Source organism: Streptomyces sp. NBC_00727, from assembly GCF_045161745.1.
In the GTDB taxonomy this organism is placed as follows: domain Bacteria; phylum Actinomycetota; class Actinomycetes; order Streptomycetales; family Streptomycetaceae; genus Streptomyces.
Genome location: NZ_CP108981.1, coordinates 6683255 through 6703592 on the forward strand (window position 1 = coordinate 6683255; position 20338 = coordinate 6703592).

Here is a 20338-nt window from a genome sequence, read left to right on the forward strand (position 1 = left end):
CTAGTTCCCCGTCGGCAGGTGGAACCTGCGGTGGCTGCAGGGGATGCACGGTGTGCCGTGCATGTTGCGCAGTTTCTGCAGGGGCACGGAGCGTGCTGTGTCGTTCCTCGCGGACGGCACGGGAGCGACCAGGGACCGGCCCTTCGGTTCGAGCGCGTAGCCGAGGGAGCCGGTGCGCATCGGGCGGATGAGCCCCTCCTGGATCAAGGCACGGATCGCTGATCTCACGACAGGTTGGCGCACGCACCGGCAGAGGAGCGATGCGAGCCTCGGGCCGTCGTGGCCCTCCCACTCCAGGAGGAGCCGCAGAATGGTCGTCTGGAGGGAAGAGCGGCCGCGACGGCGTCGGGTGGCGGCGGCGGACGCCTTCCGCTGCACGGGACGCGGAGGTCCTTCGTCCTCGCGGAGGGGCAGCGGGTGAGCGGCGGAGGTGAAGGCCGCCAGCTCGCGGCCGTAGGCCACGGTCAGCATGTGGTGGTCGAACGAGAGCGCCTGGACGGTGTCGGGCAGCCACAGTTCGGTGTTGCCTTCGCCGGAGTCCGCGTCCCAGATGCGTACCCCGTTGTCCGGACCGCCGACCGCGACCACGGTTCCGTCCGGTGTGCTCCCGAGCCCGAGCACGGGGGCGGCCCCGCCTTCGACGGGAGCGCCGAGACGTACGGTGCTGAGCAGGCGGCCGGTCTCGGCATCGGTGACGCGCACGCCGTGACGGCCCGCCCGCAGGTGCTGGGAGGCAACACGCGGGCCGGAGGGGCCCGCGTGCAAGCGCACGGCGTCGACGTACGGTGCTGCGCCTGCCGGGCTCAGCACGCGCCGGACGGCGCCCGACAGCAGATCCCACAGGATGATCTCTCCGTCGGCGCGGCCGGTGACGATCACGGGCGCGTCCCGGATTCGGCCCGGGTCCATGGCCGACACCCCCTCGTACCGGCTCAGAGGACCGCTGCGGGGGCGGCCCGAGCCCAGTTCCCACACGTGGATCAGGCCCCGGACGTCGAGGGCCGCCAGCACCGGCCGTCTGCGTGATCCTCCTGCCGAAAGGGCGACGACGGGACTGTCCGGCCGATGGCTCCACAGGACGGCCCCGGTCTCGGCCAGACGAACGACGATGCCCTTTCCCGAGTTGACGGAAGCGGACACGGGGCCTTCGCGCGTCGCTCCCAGCGCTACCGCGTACACGGGACTGTCCCCGGCCATGCGTGCGCTGAGGAGACTGCCGGTGCGGTTGTCCAGGACCCGCAGCCGGTCGTCGCCGCATGCGGTGACCACGAGGGGGCGGCCCCGGAAGGTGTCCGATGCCAGCGCTTCGATGCGCCCCGGGTGGATGGCTCCCGCGACGTGTTCCGTCCGGTCGGAGAGGTCCCAGACGCGACCCGTCGCGTCGTCGCCGCAGCTGACCGCCTGCCACCGGTCGGAGTCCGCCGGAGGGTCGAACGCGACGACCCGGCGGACGGGGCCCGTATGACCCGTGTACGTGTGCAGTTCCCCGCCGCTCTCGGCGTGCCAGCTTCGGACGGTGTCGTCCGCCGAGGCCGACAGAATGATGAGGTCGGCCGGGGTGAGGCGGCTGTTGCGCCTCTGGGTCACCGATCGGACATGTTGGCGGAAGGCGCTCCGGTCCATGTGCCGCTCGTCGAGTTCGGGATCGGTGACGTCCTGCGTCGCGTACGGGATGTGGACGGAGTCGAGGGCCAGAACAGCCCGGTGGTGGCCCTCCAACTGGTGCAGTCGCTCGCCTGTGTCGAGGTCCCAGATCCGGATCGTGCCGTCGGCGCCGCCGGTGACCGCCACGCAGGGGTCCACGTCGTTCTCGGCCGTCAGATGCAGCACGTCCAGGTCGCCAGGACGCCCTCTGCGGCTGAACGTCAGCGGGGAGCCGCCGGTGAGGGCGTCCCAGAGTCGTCCGGTTCCGTCGGCGAAGGCCGCCACCGCGATGCGATTCCCGTCGGACTCCCCGCACTGAAGGCCCGTCACCTCCGCGGTGCACCGGAGCGCGTAGAGGGTACGCCCCTCCTCGATACCGACGGCCACGACCTGTGCCGGCTCCTCGTCCGTCGCGGATACGGCGGTGAGCGCGACGGGCTCGCCCGGCGTCCCGGTGACGGCGAGCAGCCCGCGCAGCGCCCCGGTCGCGGCGGTGAGAAGCACCCGGGAGCGCCTCCGTTCGAAGTCCGTGACACGGAGTGTCCCGTCGTGGCCGACGCTCACCGCACACAGATGTCCGTCATGGCGAAGCGTCGCCAGTCCGGTCACCGGGCCGTCGTGCGCCTCGACGGCCCAAGCGGCGCGGCCGGTCCGCGCGTCCCACACACGCAGCCACCCGCAGGCGTCCGCGGTGACGATGAGGGCACCACTGCCACGGGCGTGCGAGGCCAGCGAGGTGACACCCCCGCCATGGCCCTTCCAGGCATGGCGCAGGGCGCCGGTGCCGGCATGGAAGAGGCGGACCGTCTCGTCCGCACCCGCTGTGACGGCGAAGGCCTCGCCGTCGACCTCCGCGACGGCGAGATGGTGGAGGGGCCGGCTGTGTCCGGTGAACGAGGCCCGCAGCGCCGGCGAGATATTGGCAGCGGTGGACCACGCACACTGCCAGGTCGGGCTCTGCTCGCCCGGCGGGGCGTAGAGGGCGCGGCTGATGCCGGGCTGCTGATGGCGCACGGCGTCCACTGCCAGGATGTGGCGTCGCTGTGCGGCCCGTGCCGTGGCGTGGTGCGGCAACGACGTGCGATAGACAGTGAGAGAAGTGTGGTCCTGCCGTCCGGCCGGTGACGAGGCGAGGATGCCCCGCGCGTCACCGTGGACGAGGAACTCCCAGTCGTCGAGGAGCAGGCCCAGGCGACCGGCCTCGGCGGCGTGTTCGGCCCCGTGCCGCAGGAGGTACGGCGACGCCCTGTCCCAGCGGAGGACGTCTCCGTCCGCCACCTCGGCGGTCAGCAGGTCGAAGACACGCTGCGCCACTCGTTCGCGAGGGGCGGCGCTCCCGTCGTCGTCGACGTCGTCGGGCGGAACGTTCACGCCTGTTGTGCCCCTTCGGCCCACGGAGCGGCCAGCAGCTCGGCCACCTCCGGTGTCTTCAGGTACTCCTCCACATGGTGGAAGCGATACGTCCGGTGAACGGAGCAGTGCCGGTCGGTCTCCACTCCGTCGAACACGGCGGAGATGCCACGGACCGGCAGCGCGACGAGGTCGCCGGGGTCCGCGAGGTTGGCCCAGCGCCGCAGCGCCTGCGGTCTTTGGCCCCGGCCGCGTTCGGGGCTCGGCGTCAGCCGGTGGAAGACCGCCTTCGGCAGAGCCAGCGGCGAGCCCAGCGTGATCAGGAGCGGCACGTCCAGGTCTCCGCAGTCGTGGAGGGCCTCGTAGGCGACGACGCTGCCCAGCGAGTGCGCGATCACCACATCGGGCCGATGCGTGGTGAGCTCCGCACGCACTCGCTCCTGGACGGCGCGTCGGGCCGGGCCGGGCTCCAGGTAGCGGTGGACTTCCTTGGCGAATCGGACCACGAACCATTCCATGAGACCGGGGGAGCACGCCTTGGAGGCGACGATGTCCTGGAGCTGGGAGCGCAGCAGGTAGGTGAGCCAGCCCTGGGCGACACCTGCCGGGGCCGCGGGCGATTCCAGGAGCGCGAACATGTCCGCCAGGATCGCCTCCTCGGAACCCGAGAGCTCTTCCAGACGGCCGTCCTCGCCCTGGTGGCCGCTGTCCTGGAGCAGGTCCGCGTAGTAGGCGACACGTACATCGGCGTCCGGCGTGCCGCCGGCGGCCAGGTGTTTCCCCCAGAGGGCCGACATATGGCCGGCGACGGCCGCGGGGTCCTCGTTCACGCGGAGGTTTCCGATGCCGTGGATGCCCAGGATTCTCATGTGGCCTCGCTGTCGAGTGGGTACGGGTGGTCCTGGAGGTAGTCGGCGAGGCCCTGGTGGAAGAGGCGGTACAGGACCGAGCCATCGGTTTCGACGCCCGTGCGCAGGTAGAAGGACCCGGCGTCGAGCAGCCCGCGGACGTGCTGCAGGAATTTCTGGCCGGTCGCCCCCCGGAGGCCGCTGCCCGGTGCCGCCGCCGGTTCGGGCGCGAACTCGGGCGCGACGGCCGCTACCGCCTCGGTCGGGAATCCGTCGCCCTTGGCGAATGCGACCGCGGCCAGCACCGCACGGAGGTCCGCGCTGTCGGGTCGGTTGTCGATGTCGAGTTCGAGGACGCCCGGCAGACTCCTGGGCACCGTGCGGCCGCGCGCGACCGCGGCATCCACGCTGCCTGGCGCCGGCTCGCCGGCCAGGACGTGGCCGAAGATGCGCGCCACGAGGAACGGCCCCCACTCATGCATGCGGTCCTCCTCCTCGGTGAGTGCCGCGGCCACCGTCTCGGCCAGTGCCGTGCGAACGGGCCGCTGCTCGGGAGCGCTGTAGTGCGGCAGGGAGGAGAGCCTGCGCAGTACGTGGTTTCGTAGGTCACTGCGGATCTCCTCGACCGGGACGTCGTCCAGGTCCAGCAGACCGCCGTCCCGATCGGCCAGGGTAAGCAAGGGGCCGGATCTCCATCGGCGAGTGCCGACCAGCAGCCGCACCAATGACCGTCCGTCCGCACGCACCGCCCCGGCCAGCGGAATCAGCAGTGACTTCATGAGGTCGTCGGGATTCTCCGCCTCGTCCAGGGCGTCGAATACGAGGGCGGGTACGGCGGGGAGTGCGCTGATTTCGGAGATCAGGTCGGCCACGGTCCACTGTCGCTCCGGCTTGATCGGCAGCCTCCACTGAAGTGCGATCGAGGTCAGGATCGAGTCGATGTCGCGGCCGCGGGAGTGGATCGCGGCCAGGAGCGGGTTGGGGGAGCACACTCCTTCCGGATTCTGCGCGCTCAGGTAGGCGCGGATGTCGGGGGCGGCGTCGATGACGGTCAGGTGTCCCGAACAGACGAGAGCGCCCAGAAGGGCCGACTTGCCGGAACCGGGCGCGCCCGTGACCACGCGGAGTCCGCCGACTCGGTCGTCGTCCAGCCAAGCCGCCAGCCACTCCAGCTGGGACTGGCGGCCCACGAAATGATCGCCCACTCGGCTCATGAAGTGCTCGGCGTCCAGGTCCGCCACGAAGGCCCGGACCGGAGGCATGACGTCGTTCAGCCTTTCCATCCGGACGTCGGGGCGCCAGCGCGGGTTCGGGAAGAAGGGGAGCTCGGGCAGCTCCTGCGAGACGTCCACACGCGTGGTGTGGATGACCTGCCTGCTGCCGAGTGCGTCCAGACTCCTCTGAATGGCTCGGGTGATCCGGTCCCAACGCACGAAGCGGATCGAGGGCGACGTGTCGAGACCGTGGTCGGCGATCTGTTCGAGGACATCCGCCACGGCCTCGCTGAAGCGGCCGTCGTAGGCGGGGAGATCGGGGCTCGTCGCCGCGATCACCCATGCGTTCAGCTCGCCGTCGGGGACCCGGGTCAGTTCGGACAGGCGGGCGGCGCGACCGGCACGGCACAGGTCGACGACGAACAGAGTGGGTCCCGGCTGCTGGTGGGCGGTTCTCACCCACTGGCTCACATCGGTGCCGGTGCCGAGCGTCCCGCACGTGGGAACCATGTGGATGTGTTCCTGACCGGCCGCCGCCGGCGAGCGGTGGAGATCTGCCGCCGTAGCGCCGTGCGACATGGTATGCACGATCCTCGTGGTGCCGGACGTGACGGCGTCGTCGCTGTGGAGTGTCACGGCCCTTCTGTCCGGTTCGGCGACCGACAGCACGTCGTACCCGACGCGCTTGTAAGCGAGGTCCAGTCGGGACATCAGATCCGGGACGAAGCCGAGCCGAGGCCAGTCGGTGCGACCCGCTTCCGGCTCGGCATACGGGTCCGTCGTGGTGGGGAACTGCTCGACGCCCATGAGCAGCACCTGCTCCGTGCCCGATTCCCCTGTCCCCACGTGCACGCCGTCCCTCCCCAGTGCGGTCCACCCGGACGCTACAAGAAGCCGCACGACAAGGGTATGTGGCGGTCGGCACCCCTTCGCACGGTCCCAGGGGAACCCCTCAAGCCGGCCGGCCGACAGGTCGCGCTGCGAGCGGCCGGCCGACGCGCAGGTTCCACCGCCCAGACCGGCCGCCCAGCTCCGTCAGCGTGAGCGGGGCGACGTCCAGCCGCCACAACGCCTGGGGCGGGAGAGCCAGTGCGTGGACGACGGCCGCGCGGACCAGGGACGGCTCGGCGACGGCCAGCACCCGTCCGCCGCCGTCACCGTGCAGCGAGTCGAGCCACGCCCCCGCCCTCGCGCACAGATCGAGCAACGACTCGCCACCGTGCGGAGCGGCCGCGGGGTCGGCCAGCCACGCCGCGACCCCCTCCGGCTCCCGCGCACTCACCTCGTCGAGCCGGGCACCCGACCAGCGTCCCAACTCCCAGTCACGCAGCGCGGGTTCACCCGCCGAGCGGACTCCCAGCGCATCCGCTGTCCGTGCACAGCGCTCGGACGGCCCGTGCACGGCCAGGTCCGCGGCAGGCACGTACGGCGCTGCTGTCCCGGCTGCCTTCAGCCCCGACTCGTCGAGCGGGGCGTCCCCGGCGAACCGGGCCTCCCGCAGCGCCGCGTTCATCGCCGGTGAGATCAACATCACCCGTACCGTCATACCCGCCCTCAACTCCCGGAACATGGACCTCACGGCCAAGCAGACCATGGCATCCGGGCGCCACGGGCCACTTGTAGGGGCCATGGCGGTGCGCGGTGTCCAGGGGGTATGGTCGCCGCGACATGACGAGGGTGTGACGGAAGTCCGGTGAGAATCCGGCACGGTCGCGCCACTGTGTACCCGCACGCGTGCGGGAAGTCAGACCCGGCACCTTCGTCTCAGGCACCACGATCGGGACGCGTGTTCCCACAGGAGGTTCTGCCATGGCGCAGACTGCTGCCCCCGCCACCGGCGCATCCGCCATCACCCCCATCTCCCTGAAGGCCATCGCTCCTTGGGCGGTGTTCTTCGGCATCCTCATGCTGGTCCTGCTCTACTTCGTCGGCGCCGAGCAGGGCGCCACCGCCCTCATCTCGGGCGAGGGCGTCCACGAGTGGGTGCACGACGGCCGTCACCTCCTCGGTTTCCCCTGCCACTGATCCATCGGCTGAGTCAGGGGAATCCCTCATGAACTCCATATCTGTCAGAGCCCTGTTGGTACGCGGCATGCTGGCCGGCCTCGTCGCGGGCACGCTCGCCCTGGTCGTCGCCTACTTCCTCGGCGAGTCCCGCGTGGACGCGGCCATCGCGCTCGAGGAGGCGGCCCACAGCGCCCACGGCCACGACCACGGCGCCGGCGAGGAACTCGTCAGCCGCGGCATGCAGTCCACCGCCGGCCTGGCCACCGGTGTGCTCGTGTTCGGCGTCGCGGTCGGCGGCATCGCCGCGCTCGTCTTCTGCTACGCGCTGGGCCGGATGGGCCGGTTCGGCCCACGCGCCACGGCCGCGCTGATCGCCGGCGCCGCGCTGCTGAGCGTGTACGTCGTGCCGTTCCTGAAGTACCCGGCCAACCCGCCGGCCGTCGGCAACCCCGACACGATCGGCAGACGCACCGCGCTGTTCTTCCTGATGGTCGCCCTCAGCGTGCTGCTCGCCGTCGCCGCCGTCATCGTCGGCAAGCGGCTGGCGCCCCGCCTGGGCAACTGGAACGCGACGGTCGCGGCGGCGGCCGGTTACGCACTGCCGATCGGCCTCGCCTACGTGTTCCTGCCCTCGTTCAACGAGGTCGGCAAGGACTTCCCGGCGACGCTGCTGTGGCAGTTCCGTCTGGCCACGCTCGCCGTGCAGGTCACGCTCTGGACCACGTTCGGCCTGGTCTTCGGCCGCCTCACCGAACGCCTGCTGGTGCCGAGGTCCGACGCGCGCGCCGGCGGCCGGACGAACCGGACGGCCGCAGCCGTGGGATGACGGCCGCCGCACACGCTGCAACGGGTGGAGCCCGCCGGGTGGTCACCGGCGGGCTCCACCCGTTCTACGCAGCCCACTCGACGAGGAAGTACTTCAGCGACGCGTCCTCGCTCACGAGGCGCATCCCGGCCGCCGTCATGACGCGCTGGGAGGGGGCGTTGCCGGTGTCGGCGTCCCCGCGCACCCGGGCGACGCCCTGCTCCCGGGCGAACCGGAGCAGCGCCCGGAGCGCCTCGGAGGCGTACCCCTTCCCGCGCACCGACTCCACGAGCCCGTAACCGATGGTCACGCTGCCCCGTTCGTCCGGCGCCCCGTGGAAGCCGATGCCACCGATGACGACGCCGTCGGCGCGGAGCCGTATCTCGTACGGGCCGAAGGGGCTCGGATCGCCGGTGTCCGCGCACGTGGTAAGGAAACGCCCGGCGGCGCCCTGCTCGCCGGGGGAGGGATATCCGGGGGCCCACCGTGCACCGTCCTCGGGCGCACCGGCCACGACGTGTCGGGCGTCCGCGGGGGTCATGGGGTGCAGCAGGAGGCGGGGTGTTTCGAGGTCGGTCATGGTGTTGTGGGTATCACGGGGTGGTTCGTGGGGGCATCTGAATAGAGGGCCCGGCCGCGGCTATGCGTGCCGTGGCCAGGTCCCCGCGTGGCTACGCCGGTCCGAAGTCCCCGGACAGCGCGGCGGCCAGCCGCAACTGTGTGTCCGCCTCGGCCTGCCGGGCCTGCCGCTCCAGCGTGCGGCCCAGCATCAGCCGTGCGTAATGCTCCACGGGGTCGCGCTCCAGCACCGCCCGCAGCTCCGTCTCGGCGCGCCCGAGGCTCGCCGAGTGGTAGTAGGCGCGCGCCAGCAGCAGCCGGGGTGCGACCTGCTCCGGGGCCTCCTCGACGAGGCCGCGCAGTATGCGGGCCGCCGTCGTGTACTCCTTCGCGTCGAAGAAGAACCCCGCGCGCTCCCAGCGCTCGGCGGGGGTGCCGAACTCGAAGTAGCCGTCGCTCATGTCATCTCCTCGGTCGAGCGGTCGCCGGGGCGTTCCCACAGGCATCCGATCCCCACAACACGTGCAGGTTGTTTAACATTCCACTAATTATCCGGCGTGGGCATCACCCGCCCCCACCCGCGGCGGAATAGGTTGAGCGCCATGAGCAATCTCGATCGCCAGGCCGTCCCCACCGTCTGCGGGGGCCGGGGCTTCGTCGTCGCGGAACCCGTACGTGAACTGCTCGCCCCGCGCAAGGTGCGGCTCGGCGAGTCCACGGAGGTCCGCAGGCTGCTGCCCAACCTGGGCCGCCGGATGGTCGGCGCCTGGGCCTTCGTCGACCACTACGGCCCCGACGACATCGCCGACGAGCCCGGCATGCAGGTGCCGCCCCACCCCCACATGGGTCTGCAGACGGTCAGCTGGCTGCACGAGGGCGAGGTGCTGCACCGCGACAGCATCGGCAGCCTCCAGACCGTCCGCCCGCGCGAACTGGGCCTGATGACCTCGGGCCGCGCGATCAGCCACTCCGAGGAGAGCCCGAAGCAGCACGCGGCCCTGCTCCACGGCGCCCAGCTCTGGGTGGCGCTGCCCGAGGCGCACCGGTTCACCGAGCCGCACTTCCAGCACCACAGCGACCTGCCCACGGTCACCGCGCCCGGCCTCACGGCCACCGTGATCCTCGGCGAACTCGACGGCGCGACCTCGCCCGGCACCGCGTACACACCGATCGTCGGCGCCGACCTCTCCCTGACCCGGGGCGCCGAGGCACGGCTGCCGCTGGACCCCGACTTCGAGTACGCCGTGCTCTCGATGTCCGGCGAGGCCGAGGTCGACGGCGTCCCGGTGCTGCCCGGCTCCATGCTCTACCTCGGCTGCGGCCGCACGGAGCTGCCGCTGCGCGCGGAGTCGGACGCCGGCCTGATGCTCCTGGGCGGCGAGCCGTTCGAGGAGGAGCTGGTGATGTGGTGGAACTTCGTGGGCCGCAGCCAGGAGGAGATCGAGCGGGCCCGCGAGGACTGGATGGGCGGTGACCGTTTCGGCACCGTACACGGCTACGACGGCCCGCCGATCCCGGCGCCCGCGCTGCCCGATGTGGCGCTGAAGCCGCGGGGGCGGGTGCGCTGAGCGGTGGTGGTCCCTGCGCCGTCGTAGTCCGCGTGAGCGCGAGCGCTTGGCCGGGATCCCAGGGCCGCCGTTCCGGGCCGATAGCCAAGATCGTCAAGGTCGGGGAGGTGCGCACCGGCGCCGTTCGGGTGGTTCCCCTGTCGGTCACACGGACGACTCCGCCTGGGGCGGCGCGGCGGCCTCGGGCACGCGGGAGCGGCGTCGCATGCATCTGCCATCCCCGACACCGGACCGGCGAGGCGCCAAACCTCCATAGAGTGTGATGAGGAGGAGACACGGGGCGGTGGCTCAGCCGGTCCGGGCGTTCCCTCCTTCATCTCGTGGCTGCCAGAGGGACCTTGGCGCCGGTCGTCCACCGGATTGGGAGTTCGTACGTGACGCTTGAGTGCTCCGACACGCGTCAGATCGCCGCGCAGCGCCGGGCGGGCGACCGGGGCAGAACCGGCAGACGCACCCTGACCGAGCAGTCCGCGCTGCGCGCCGCGCTGGCCGCCGCGTCCGAGGACACCCTGGTGTACGACCTGGACGGCATCGGGCGCCAGTATGCCGCCCTCACTGCCGAACTGCCCGGCGTCGAAGTGCGGTTCGCGATGAAGGCGTGCCCGGTTGACGAGGTGCTCGTCCAGCTTGCCCGGCTCGGCTCCGGCTTCGACGCGGCCGGTCCGCAGGAGATCGCCCAGGCGCTCCGCACCGGCGTGAAGCCGGGGCTGATCCACTACGGCAACACCGTCAAGTCCGACCGCAACATCGCCGAGGCGTACCGGTTGGGCGTACGCGACTTCGCCACCGACAGCCGCGAGGACGTCGCCGCGGTCGCCCAACATGCCCCCGGGTCACGGGTGTTCTGCCGGGTCTCCACCACCGGGAGCGGTGCGCTGTGGGGGCTCAGCCACAAGTTCGGCTGCTCGCCCGAGGACGTCCTGCGCGTGCTCGGAGACGCCCGGGCCGCCGGGCTCGTGCCGTCCGGACTGTCGGTGCACGTCGGCTCCCAGCAGATGACGGCGGAAGCGTGGGTCGAGGCGATCGAGACGCTGGCCGCCCTGCTGGACGCGGTCAACCTTCAAGGCATCGTGCCGGACCGGATCAACCTCGGCGGCGGGCTGCCGGCGCTCGGCGTCCTCGACCGGTCCGGCCGACCGCTGGAACCGCCGGTCGGCAAGATGTTCCGGGCGATCCGCGACGGCATGGAACGGCTGAGCGCCGTCAACGCGGGCCCCCTGCGCTTCCTGCTGGAACCCGGCCGGCACCTGGTCGCGGACCACGGTGCGATCCGGGCCCACGTCGCCCGGCTCACCTCCCGCCAGCGGCTCGACGGCACCCGCGAGGACTGGCTCTACCTCAGCTGCGGCAAGTTCAACGGCCTCTATGAGATGGACCAGTTGCGGTACCGGCTGGAGTTCCCGTCCCATCCCGACGGCCGGTTCGTCGAGGCCCTGGTGGCCGGACCGACCTGCGACAGTGACGACGCGTACGCACGGGAGGGTGGCGCGGTCCGCGTTCCGCACGCGGTTGCCTCCGGGGACCCGGTCTGGGTCCACTCCTGCGGTGCGTACGCCACCGCCTATACCACCCGGGGCTTCAACGGCTTCGCGCCCCTGCCGTACACCTGCGTCGGTGGCTCATGACGGATCCGGGGTTGATCCGCCTGCTCCGGGAAGAGGACTGGCACGAGATCGCGGGGCTGGAGCAACGCGCCTATTCGGCAAGCGGCTTGTCCGAGGGCGAGGAGGTGCTGCGGTCCCGGCACAGCGCATCGCCACCGACCTGCTTCGTGCTGGATCACGAGGGGGCCTTCGCCGGCTACCTGCTCGCTCTGCCGTACCCGGTCGGCCGCTGCCCGGACCTGAGCCGGGCCGAAGAAGACAGGGCGGCGGGCAGCAATCTGCACCTCCACGACCTGGTGATCGCCGAGCGGGTACGAGGCCGCGGTCTGGCCCGGCGGATGCAGCGGCACCTGTCAGCGGCCGGGCGGGCAGCCGGATACCGGACCCTCTCCCTGGTAGCCGTGCAGGGCACGGAGAGAATGTGGTCCGCGCTGGGCTACCGTGCCCGGCCCGGTACCCCGCTGCCCGCGAGCTACGGTCGGGACGCGGTCTACATGGCGCAGGAGTTGGACGTCTCGGACCGATGACCCGTCAGTGCTGCCAGCGCGTCGCCTCGATGACCTCCGCGTCCGGGCGGCCCGCGAACAGATCCGCCTCCGCCCGCCGCACCGCCAGCACCGCCTCGTACAGCTCGCGGCCCAGTGCCTGTCGCAGCAGCGCGGACTTCTCGAACGCGTCGGCCGCCTCGGACAGGCTGACCGGGAGGCGTTCGGCGGAGGCCAGGGCGGCCGGGTCGCCCCTGGTCTCGGGAGGGAGGGGCAGGCCGGCGTCGAGGCCGGCCAGCCCGGCGGCCAGCACACCGCCCACCGCCAGATACGGGTTGGCGGCGCCGTCGAAGCACTTGAACTCGGCGTTCGCCTGCCCGGCGGCGGAGCCCGTGATCAGGCGCAGCGCCGCCTCACGGTTCTCCAGCCCCCAGCACCGGTACGCCCCGGCGAAGTGGGCCGGGACCAGGCGCAGATAGGAGGTGACGCCCGGTGCGCCGAGGGCGAGCAGCGCGGGCAGTTCCGCCAGCGCGCCCGCGAGGAAGTGCTCCGCCTCGGGGTGCAGCCCGTGCGGGCCGGAGCCGCCGTGGCTGAGGTTGTGGCCCGCGCGCCAGAGGCTGAGGTGGAGGTGGCCGCCGTTGCCGAGCGCGCCCTCGGTGAAGACGGGGGCGTACGAGACGCGCAGACCGTGCCGGGCGGAGACGGCCCGGATGGTGTGGCGGACCAGCATCGTCGTGTCGGCCGCCTCGACCGGGCCCTCGGCGGCCACGGAGACCTCGAACTGCCCAGCGGCGTACTCGGGATGGAGCTGTGACACCTCGATCCCCTGCGCGGTGAGAGCCCGCAGCACATCGCGGAGGTAGTCGGAGTGCTCGATGAAGCGGGTCATGCCGAAACCGGGCCCGGTCGTCGCCGGATCGCCGGCGGCGTCGGCCACCACCCACTCGATCTCGATCCCGGCTCGCACCGTCAGTCCGCGCCGTTCGACGGCCTCCGCCGCCCGGCGGGCGAAGCCGCGCTGGCAGCCGGGATGCGGGGAGCCGTCCTGGGTGTAGCGGCCGGCCGGGGCCCAGGCCCAGCCGGGCTGGGCCGCGAGGCGGGTGAGCCGGTCGAGATCGGGGACGAGCCGCAGGTCGCCCACCGGGCCCGTACTGGAGGGCGCGGTGGTGAAGGAGTCGTCCACCAGGGCGAAATCGAAGCAGGGCACAGCGCCGACGCCGCACTCGGCGGCGTCGGCGAGCCGGCTGACGGGGACGGACTTCACCCGGGTGAGCCCGGCGTTGTCGACCCAGCCGAACACCACCCCGTCGATTCCGTCGGTGGCGAGCTGGGCTTCGGCCGCCCGGGCCTGGGCGGCCCGTTCGGCCCGGGTGCGCATGATGATCATGCGTCCATGCTGACGTTCGCGACAGAGGGTGCGCCACGGAAGGCCGGGAGTTCACCCGTCCGTGAACGACCCAGGATGACTTCGGCCCCGGTCAGGCGTGGCGGAGGCAGAGGCTGCCCCACTGGAAGCCCGCTCCGATGCCGGAGAGCACATAGACGTCACCCGGAAGCAGGGCACCCTCGGCCACCGTGGTGTGCAACGCGGTGAAGACGCCCGCCGAACCGGTGTTGCCCAGCCGGTCGATGGTGACGGCAGCGCGCTCGCGGGGGACGTCGAGGGCGCTCAGGGTCTCGTTCAGGATGTTCAGGTTGGCCTGGTGCAGGAAGAAGTGCCGCACCTGGTCGATCGGCACGCCGGCCTGGTGCGCGGCGCTGCGGATGCTCTCGGGGAGCCGTGCCGTCGCGGTGTTCCACACGGCACGCCCGTCCATGGACAGGTAGTGCTCCCCGGCGGCGACGGTGGCGGTGCTCGCGGGCAGCCGGGAGCCCCCGGCGGGGATCTGGACGTCGTACGAGAGCTGGGAGCCCAGGTCGTACGAGAGCAGACCGGCTCCGGGCGTCTCGCTCCGGGTGAGGACGACGGCCGCCGCCGCGTCCCCGAAGAAGATGCGCGTCGTGCGGTCGGCGGGGTCGGTGATCCTGGACGCGCAGTCGGCCGCGAGGACCAGGATCGTGTCGATGGAGGGGTTCTGGAGAAGGTGGGCGGCGATCAGCACGGCCTGGATGCCCGAGGCGCAGGCGGCCTGGGTGACGTCCAGAGACAGGGCGCGGTGGGCGCCGAGGGCGTCCTTGACGATCAGCGCGGTCGACACGAGCGGCTGGTCGCCCGTGTAGCTGGCGACGATGACCGCGTCCAGCCCCGACGGCTCGACCCCGGCCGCCTCCAACGCCGGACGCGCGGCGGCGACGCACATGTCGGAGGTCGCCAAGTGCGGTGCCAGGCAGCGGCGTTCGCGGATGCCGGTGCGGCTGGTGATCCACGCGTCGCTCGTGTCCAGGGTGCGCGTCAGCTCCTCGTTGGTGACGACCGCCGGCGGCAGGTGCATACCGGTCCCAGCGACGGCGAACGGCACGGACAGGCCGACACCGGTCTGGTGGAACAGGGTCTGGTCGGGCGCGAGAACTCCCATATTCCGTACCTTTCGAAAGAGGTTCGAGAAAGGCCCCGTCACATTCCGAAGCCGCCGCATCGTCTCACGGAATATTCGCAGGAATAGTGTGCGGTAATCCGTGCGCGTGAGGAATTGTGCGCCGGCTTGACATAGGAATGGCGGAAATGCATCCCCGGCGGTCACGGCGTTTTTTCCCCGGGCGTGGGAGTACGCAGGGACGGTACGGAGTCGAGCAGCGTCCGGGTGTACGGGTGCGCCGGTGCGCCCAGGATCATCCCGGTGGGGGCGGTCTCCACGATCCGGCCGTTCCGCATGACCGCCACCGCGTCGGAGACATGGCAGACCGCCGGCAGGTTGTGGCCGATGAACAGCATGCTCAGACCGAGCCGCTGCTGAAGCCCGCGGACCGTGTTCAGGACAGACGCCTGGACCGAGACGTCCAGCGCCGAAGTGATCTCGTCGGCGATCAGCAGACCCGGCTCGACGGCCAGCGCCCGGGCCAGGGCGACCCGCTGCCGCTGCCCCCCGGACAGCTGCCGGGGCAGGCGGTCGGCGAGCCGGGCGTCCAGGCCGACCAGGTCCAGCAGTTCGGCGACGCGCGCCGCGCGCCCCGCGCGGTCGAGCCGGCGGAACACCGTGGCGGCCTCGACCAGCGCCTGACGGACGGTCATACGGGGATCGAGCGCGGTGTCCGGATCCTGGAGGACCACCTGGACGCGGCGGCCCAGCCGGCGCCGGTCCCGGACGGTACGGGTGCGGACCTCCTCGCCGCCGACCAGGATCCGGCCACCCCGCACCGGCACCAGGCCGACGATCGCGCCCGCCAGCGTGGACTTCCCGGAGCCCGACTCACCGACAAGGCCGAGCGTGGTCCCGGACGCGATCTCCAGCGAGACCCCGTCCACGGCGGCGAAGGAGCCGCGGGGGCCGGTGCGCCGGACGGTGAGGCCGTCCACCCGAAGTGCCGTCACGACGCGGTCACCGTCTCCGGGGCCGGCGTCACCGGCAGCGGGTACCAGCAGGCGACCCGGTGGCCGGAGCCCAGGTCGTCCAGCGGCGGAGCCTCGTCGGCGCAGCGGTCCCGGCGGCGCGGGCAGCGGGCCTCGAACGCACAGCCGGGGGAGGGCGCGAGCGGATCGGGCGGGGAGCCCTCGACCGTCGGCAGCGGGCGGTCGCGGTCGGCGGTGAGGTCCGGGACCGACGCGACGAGCGCCCGGGTGTAGGGGTGCCGGGCGCCCGCGGCGAGCCGGGTTACGGGAAGGGCCTCGACCACCGTGCCCGCGTACATGACCAGCACCCGCTCGCAGAACTCGGCGACCAGCGCGACATCGTGGCTGATGAACAGGATCGCGGCGGAGGTGTCCCGCCGGATGTCCACGAGCAGCCGCGTGATCTGCCGCTGCACGGTCACGTCGAGCGCGGTCGTCGGCTCGTCCGCGATGATCAGCCCCGGCCGCACCATCAGCCCGGCGGCGATCATCACCCGCTGGCGCTGGCCGCCGGAGAGCTCGTACGGGCGTGAGCGCAGCAGCGACGGGGGCAGGGCGACGCGGCGCAGCGCTTCGGCGGCCTGCGCGACGGCCCTGGCGCGGCTCGCCCCGCGATGGGCCCGGACCGCCTCGGTGAGCTGGGTGCCGATCCGCAGGGACGGGTTGAGCGCCGATGCCGGGTTCTGGAAGATCACCGACAGGCCCGTCGCGAGATGCCGGTCCCGCTCCCTCCGCGTCAGCGTGCCGAGGTCGGCCCCGAGCAGGCGCAGCGTACGCCGGGACACCCGGGCGCCGTACGGGAGCAGATCGGCGATGGCGAGCGCCGTCAGCGACTTGCCCGACCCCGACTCGCCGACCAGCCCGACGATCTCGCCCTTCCCCAGCGACAGGCTCACCCCGCGCACCGGCCGGACCGGACCGGCGGGCGTCGGCAGTTCGACGGTGAGGCCGTCGACCTGGAGGACCTGTCCGTCGTCGGCGGGGCCGCTCGGAGCGGACCGCTGTGCCGGGATGCGCACCACCGGGCCGCGCCGGGCGGCGCTTCCGGCCAGGACCTCGCCCAGCAGCTGGAACGTCAGGGCCGCGTACAGGAGCGCCAGGCCCGGGGCGAGCGCGGGCAGCGGCTCGGCGTAGATCCGGTCGAGCCCCTGGCTGAGCAGCTGCCCCCAGTCGTATCCCGGAGGCTGTACGCCCAGACCGAGGAAGCTCAGCCCGGAGAGCGCGACCAGGGCGGTGCCCGCCGCCGTGGTGACGCTCAGGAGCAGCGGCTCGGCGATGTTGGGCAGGACGTGGCGCCACAGCAGCCGGAGGCGACCCAGTCCGAGGACCCGGGCGGCGGCCAGGTGGTCGGTGCCCGCCACGCCCGCCGCGAGGGTCTGGGCCAGCCGCGCGAACCCGGGCACACCCGCGGCGGCGAGGGCCAGTACCGCCCCGGCCGTGCCCGCGCCGAACACCACCGCGAGGAACATCGCGACCAGGAGCGCCGGGAACGCGAGCAGGAGGTTGATCAGCCCGGCGGCCAGCCGGCGGGCGCGCCGGCCGACGACGGCGGTGCAGGCCCCGAGGAGCACGCCCGTGGTCGCACCGAGCAGGACCGACGCCAGCGCGAGCAGCAGCGAGGGCCGGGCGGCCGCCAGGATGCGGGCCAGCAGGTCCCGGCCGAGGCCGTCCGTGCCGACCGGATGCGTCGCCGAAGGCCCCCGGAGCACGGCGGAGGGGTCCGGGCGGTCGGCCGCCGCGCCCCAGAACAGCGGACCGGCCACGGCGAGCACGATGAGTGACGCCAGCATGAACCCGGTGACCCAGGCCATGGGGGAGCGCCGGAGACCGGCGGGAAGGCTCATGATCACATCTCCCGGATCGCCGAGCGGGGGTCGAGCAGGGCGAGCAGCACGTCGACCAGGAGACCGGCGAGCAGCACGGTGGTGCCGAGCACCAGCACCATGGCCTGTACCACCGGATAGTCCTGCGCGACCACGGACTGCGCCATCGCGGAGCCGATGCCGGGCCAGGCGAACACCTTCTCGACCAGGACCGTGCCCGCGATCAGGGCGGGCAGCAGGCTTCCGGCGACGGTGAGCGCGGCGGACGCCATGTTCGGTGCCGCGTGCCGCAGATAGCGGCGTGCGGCGGACAGCCGCTTGCTCCGGGCGGTCCGCAGATAGTCCTCGCTCAGCACCTTCAGCGCCTCCACCCTGACGATGCGAAGGAGTACGGCGGTGGGCGTGAGGGAGAGTGCGAGGACGGGGAGGACGAGAGAGGAGACGCCCGCCGCACCGGCCACCGGGAACAGCTGGAGCCCGACCGCGAGCAGGGCGGTGAGTCCGGCGGCCAGCACGAAGTCGGGCACCCCGGTCAGACCCGCGGTGACCGTGGTGAACGCGAGCTCGGTGCGCGGGCGGCGGCCGTCGCGGGTGCGGACGGCGGCGAGCAGACCGCCGGGCAGGGCGACGGCGAGCGCGGTGAAGAAGGCGAGGCCGGCGATCTCCAAGGTGGCCGGCAGCCGGGTGCGGACCAGCTCCGCGACCGGTGCCCCGGTGACCAGCGAGGTCCCGAGGTCGCCGTGCAGGAGGCCGCCGAGGTACTGCTGGTACTGGGCCAGGAACGGCATGTCGAGGCCGAGCGCGTGCCGCCGGGCGGCGACCAGGTCGGGGGCGGCGTCCACACCGAGCGCGGCCCGCACCGGGTCGCCGGGGATGAGGCGGATCATCGCGAACGACGCGGTGAGCACGATGGCGAGGGATACGAGGAGCCGGAAGCAGCGGCGGCCCAGGAACACCGTCCAGGGGTGCCGCAGCAGTGGGTGAACGGTCATGGTGGGCCCCGGAGTCACTGGTGGAGGCGGACGCTGGTGGGGACGAGCCGGCCGCCGAACGTGGTGGTGAACGTGGTCCGGTGGCCGTACACGCCGCTCCGGCCCTCGGCGATCGGCAGCGCGTCGGCCGAGCGGAAGAGCGCGGCGGCGGCCCTGTTCCACGTCGCGCACCCCGTCGTGTCCGGTTCCCGGAGGGCCCGGGTGACCAGGGCGTCGTACTCGGGATTGACCACCCCCGCGAAGTTCAGACCCTCGGCGGGGGCGGGGCCCGAGAAGAAGGGGATGAAGCCCGCCGGCAGGGCGAAGCCCGGCGTACTGCCGACCACCACGTCGAAGTCGGCCGTCGTGTACATCGCGTTGACCAGGGCGGGCAAACTCTCGGTGACCAGGTCGACCTCGGCGCCGAGCGCCGTCCACTCCCGGGCCATCAACTCGGCGACGGATGCCAGGGTCGGGCCGAGATCGGGGCTGGTGATCAGGCGGAGGCGGAGCGGCCGGCCGTCCTTGGTCCGCGGACCGCCGGCCGAGCGGGTCCAGCCCGCGTCCCGCAGAGCCTCGGCGGCGTCCCGGGTGGGCAGGTTGGCGTCGGCGAGGCCGGCATGGCAGACCGCCCCCTCGGCGCCGAAGTCCTCGGCGGGGCGGCCGGTGCCGCCCACGGCGACGTTGGCGAGCCCCCGGCGGTCGAGGGCGGAGACCAGGGCCCGGCGCACGGCACTGTCGGCGAGGACCCGGCCGGGGCGCTGGTTGAAGAAGGTCAGCCCGATGACGGTCGCGACCTCGGAGACGGCCAGGCCGTGGCCGTCGAGCCGGGCGCGGTCGGGTCCGCTCACCCGTGCGATGTCGACGCCCCCGGTCAGCAGGAGGTTCGCCGCTGTGGACGTCTGGGGCACCACCGAGAGCTCGATGCGCTCGGGGAGCCCGCGCTCGGCGGTCGTCGCACCGGCGGGACCCCAGGTGTAGCCGTCGCGGACGGTGAACTCGTACGGGCCGCCGGGGGAGTAGCGGGTCAGCACATAGGGGCCGGTGCCCTGCGTGGCGCGGGCGAGCGTGGCGGGCCGGTCCAGGCCGGCCGGGCAGACGATCGGCAGCAGGCCGATGGTGCGGATCAGGAAGGGGAACGGGGCGTCGGCGGACACCGACACCCTGCGCGTCCGGTTGTCGGCGCGCGCCGTGAACGGGACGTTCGGGAGGACCGTACGGGCTCCGGCGAGCTGGTGGTCCGGGTCGGCCGCGTAGGTCAGCGACCGGGCGACCGCCGAGGCGGTGAGAGGGGTGCCGTCGGAGCAGGTGACACCTGGGCGGAGAGTGAACACCGCCTTGGTGGCCGTCGCCCGCCAGGAAGTGGCCAGGCCGGTGACCAGGTCGCCGTCGGGGGCGAGGTTCACCAGGGAGTCGTAGGCGTAACGGGCCTGGGAGGCGCCGAAGGTGGAATACGGGTCGAAGCTCGGCGTCTCGCTGGCCTCGGCGATCCGGACGGTGCCGCGGTGCACCAGGGGGGTGGCCGTCGAGGAGCGGGCGACGCCGCCGCAGCCGCTCAGCGCGAGGGCCGAGGCGGTGAGCGCGGCCATGAGAACGGCCGGCGGGGTGCGTCGGGGCATGGCGCAATAGTGCCACCGGGGAGCGGTTGTGATGACCCAACTGCCGTGCGCGAAAAGCCTGTTCGAGCGGTCGCAATCGCCCCGCCGCCGGGCCCGGCGCGGGCGGAACCGGCCGGGGCGGCCGGACCCGATTCACCCGTACGAGTCGGGGCGAGGACTCTGGGGCATGTGCCAGACGGCACGTTTCGAAAACGATAATCGGATGATAATTCCCCAAGGGTGTCGGGGTGCGTCTAATTCCGGACACGATAAATGGCCACGGACACTCACACGAGTGAACCCTGAGGAATCCATTTGGCTCAGGTGGGCGGCGTTCGACTACCGTGATCAAGGGATCGGACGGCGTGTTCCAGTC

17 protein-coding genes and 1 riboswitch are annotated in these 20338 nt (G+C 72.5%); of the genes, 5 read left to right on the forward strand and 12 right to left on the reverse strand.

The genetic code is table 11. The annotated features are described in order from the left end of the window. The 4 genes from OG242_RS30175 to OG242_RS30190 all read right to left on the reverse strand — a co-directional run bounded on the left by OG242_RS30175 (position 1) and on the right by OG242_RS30190 (position 6602). Positions 1 to 3015, reverse strand: coding sequence for a WD40 repeat domain-containing protein (locus OG242_RS30175; protein ID WP_405901171.1), 3015 nt, complete (start codon positions 3013 to 3015; stop codon positions 1 to 3). Further along, the gene (locus tag OG242_RS30180) at positions 3012 to 3863 is read right to left on the reverse strand and encodes a serine peptidase (RefSeq protein WP_405901172.1); all 852 of its coding nucleotides are present in this window, start codon (positions 3861 to 3863) and stop codon (positions 3012 to 3014) included. Before OG242_RS30180 ends, OG242_RS30175 begins: the two co-directional genes overlap by 4 nt. Next, on the reverse strand, positions 3860 to 5908 hold the full coding sequence (locus OG242_RS30185) for a hypothetical protein (protein WP_405901173.1): 2049 nt from the start codon (positions 5906 to 5908) through the stop codon (positions 3860 to 3862). The genes OG242_RS30180 and OG242_RS30185 overlap by 4 nt, the downstream gene beginning before the upstream one ends. A gap of 100 nt (positions 5909 to 6008) precedes the next feature. Beyond that, positions 6009 to 6602 carry a histidine phosphatase family protein gene (locus OG242_RS30190; protein WP_405901174.1) on the reverse strand — a complete coding sequence of 198 codons (594 nt, stop codon included), beginning with the start codon at positions 6600 to 6602 and terminating at the stop codon, positions 6009 to 6011. Positions 6603 to 6726: 124 nt separating this feature from the next. Further along, a riboswitch (adenosylcobalamin (AdoCbl) riboswitch) is annotated at positions 6727 to 6820 on the forward strand. 45 nt (positions 6821 to 6865) lie between these two features. Between OG242_RS30190 and OG242_RS30195 the strand changes: the two genes are divergently transcribed. After that, positions 6866 to 7081, forward strand: coding sequence for a CbtB-domain containing protein (locus tag OG242_RS30195; protein ID WP_018523122.1), 216 nt, complete (start codon positions 6866 to 6868; stop codon positions 7079 to 7081). Positions 7082 to 7109: 28 nt separating this feature from the next. Continuing rightward, entirely contained in the window at positions 7110 to 7889 is a 780-nt protein-coding gene (locus OG242_RS30200; protein ID WP_405901175.1) for a CbtA family protein, read from the forward strand. Between the two features lie 64 nt (positions 7890 to 7953). On the opposite strand, the gene OG242_RS30205 is transcribed toward OG242_RS30200, so the two are convergent. Together OG242_RS30205 and OG242_RS30210 are read right to left on the reverse strand one after the other, a co-directional pair. Next, positions 7954 to 8448 carry a GNAT family N-acetyltransferase gene (locus OG242_RS30205; protein WP_405901176.1) on the reverse strand — a complete coding sequence of 165 codons (495 nt, stop codon included), beginning with the start codon at positions 8446 to 8448 and terminating at the stop codon, positions 7954 to 7956. Positions 8449 to 8539: 91 nt separating this feature from the next. Next, positions 8540 to 8887 carry a tetratricopeptide repeat protein gene (locus OG242_RS30210; RefSeq protein WP_405901177.1) on the reverse strand — a complete coding sequence of 116 codons (348 nt, stop codon included), beginning with the start codon at positions 8885 to 8887 and terminating at the stop codon, positions 8540 to 8542. A 141-nt stretch (positions 8888 to 9028) separates the two neighbouring features. Here OG242_RS30210 and OG242_RS30215 point away from each other — a divergent pair, with 141 nt between their 5' ends. The 3 genes from OG242_RS30215 to OG242_RS30225 all read left to right on the forward strand — a co-directional run bounded on the left by OG242_RS30215 (position 9029) and on the right by OG242_RS30225 (position 12125). Continuing rightward, positions 9029 to 9994 (forward strand): pirin family protein, encoded by a 966-nt coding sequence (locus OG242_RS30215; RefSeq protein WP_405901178.1) that lies wholly within the window; start codon positions 9029 to 9031, stop codon positions 9992 to 9994. A gap of 455 nt (positions 9995 to 10449) precedes the next feature. After that, positions 10450 to 11619 (forward strand): type III PLP-dependent enzyme, encoded by a 1170-nt coding sequence (locus OG242_RS30220; RefSeq protein WP_405901765.1) that lies wholly within the window; start codon positions 10450 to 10452, stop codon positions 11617 to 11619. Positions 11620 to 11630: 11 nt separating this feature from the next. After that, complete coding sequence (locus OG242_RS30225) at positions 11631 to 12125, forward strand: GNAT family N-acetyltransferase (RefSeq protein ID WP_405901179.1); 495 nt, start codon at positions 11631 to 11633, stop codon at positions 12123 to 12125. Between the two features lie 4 nt (positions 12126 to 12129). Here OG242_RS30225 and OG242_RS30230 read toward each other — a convergent pair whose 3' ends face one another. From OG242_RS30230 to OG242_RS30255, 6 genes are all read right to left on the reverse strand, one after another. Beyond that, positions 12130 to 13470 carry a glutamine synthetase gene (locus OG242_RS30230; RefSeq protein WP_405901180.1) on the reverse strand — a complete coding sequence of 447 codons (1341 nt, stop codon included), beginning with the start codon at positions 13468 to 13470 and terminating at the stop codon, positions 12130 to 12132. A 91-nt stretch (positions 13471 to 13561) separates the two neighbouring features. Then, positions 13562 to 14599 carry a 3-oxoacyl-ACP synthase III family protein gene (locus OG242_RS30235; RefSeq protein WP_405901181.1) on the reverse strand — a complete coding sequence of 346 codons (1038 nt, stop codon included), beginning with the start codon at positions 14597 to 14599 and terminating at the stop codon, positions 13562 to 13564. 161 nt (positions 14600 to 14760) lie between these two features. Then, positions 14761 to 15552, reverse strand: a complete 792-nt coding sequence (locus OG242_RS30240; RefSeq protein WP_405901182.1) for an ABC transporter ATP-binding protein — start codon at positions 15550 to 15552, stop codon at positions 14761 to 14763. Then, a complete protein-coding gene (locus OG242_RS30245) occupies positions 15549 to 17414 on the reverse strand; it encodes a dipeptide/oligopeptide/nickel ABC transporter permease/ATP-binding protein (protein WP_405901183.1) in 1866 nt (621 codons plus the stop codon). Before OG242_RS30245 ends, OG242_RS30240 begins: the two co-directional genes overlap by 4 nt. 2 nt (positions 17415 to 17416) lie before the next feature. Further along, entirely contained in the window at positions 17417 to 18385 is a 969-nt protein-coding gene (locus OG242_RS30250) for an ABC transporter permease (RefSeq protein ID WP_405901184.1), read from the reverse strand. A 14-nt stretch (positions 18386 to 18399) separates the two neighbouring features. After that, a complete protein-coding gene (locus OG242_RS30255; RefSeq protein ID WP_405901185.1) occupies positions 18400 to 19983 on the reverse strand; it encodes an ABC transporter substrate-binding protein in 1584 nt (527 codons plus the stop codon). Positions 19984 to 20338 lie beyond the last annotated feature (355 nt).

Bases quoted from the DNA above. Each gene is read 5' to 3' on its own strand.
- OG242_RS30250 (WP_405901184.1), bottom strand. From the start codon at position 18,385: ATGACCGTTCACCCACTGCTGCGGCACCCCTGGACGGTGTTCCTGGGC.
- OG242_RS30205 (WP_405901176.1), bottom strand. From the start codon at position 8,448: ATGACCGACCTCGAAACACCCCGCCTCCTGCTGCACCCCATGACCCCC.
- OG242_RS30255 (WP_405901185.1), bottom strand. From the start codon at position 19,983: ATGCCCCGACGCACCCCGCCGGCCGTTCTCATGGCCGCGCTCACCGCC.
- OG242_RS30195 (WP_018523122.1), top strand. From the start codon at position 6,866: ATGGCGCAGACTGCTGCCCCCGCCACCGGCGCATCCGCCATCACCCCC.
- OG242_RS30230 (WP_405901180.1), bottom strand. From the start codon at position 13,470: ATGATCATCATGCGCACCCGGGCCGAACGGGCCGCCCAGGCCCGGGCG.
- OG242_RS30190 (WP_405901174.1), bottom strand. From the start codon at position 6,602: ATGACGGTACGGGTGATGTTGATCTCACCGGCGATGAACGCGGCGCTG.
- OG242_RS30210 (WP_405901177.1), bottom strand. From the start codon at position 8,887: ATGAGCGACGGCTACTTCGAGTTCGGCACCCCCGCCGAGCGCTGGGAG.
- OG242_RS30245 (WP_405901183.1), bottom strand. From the start codon at position 17,414: ATGAGCCTTCCCGCCGGTCTCCGGCGCTCCCCCATGGCCTGGGTCACC.
- OG242_RS30180 (WP_405901172.1), bottom strand. From the start codon at position 3,863: ATGAGAATCCTGGGCATCCACGGCATCGGAAACCTCCGCGTGAACGAG.
- OG242_RS30215 (WP_405901178.1), top strand. From the start codon at position 9,029: ATGAGCAATCTCGATCGCCAGGCCGTCCCCACCGTCTGCGGGGGCCGG.
- OG242_RS30235 (WP_405901181.1), bottom strand. From the start codon at position 14,599: ATGGGAGTTCTCGCGCCCGACCAGACCCTGTTCCACCAGACCGGTGTC.
- OG242_RS30200 (WP_405901175.1), top strand. From the start codon at position 7,110: ATGAACTCCATATCTGTCAGAGCCCTGTTGGTACGCGGCATGCTGGCC.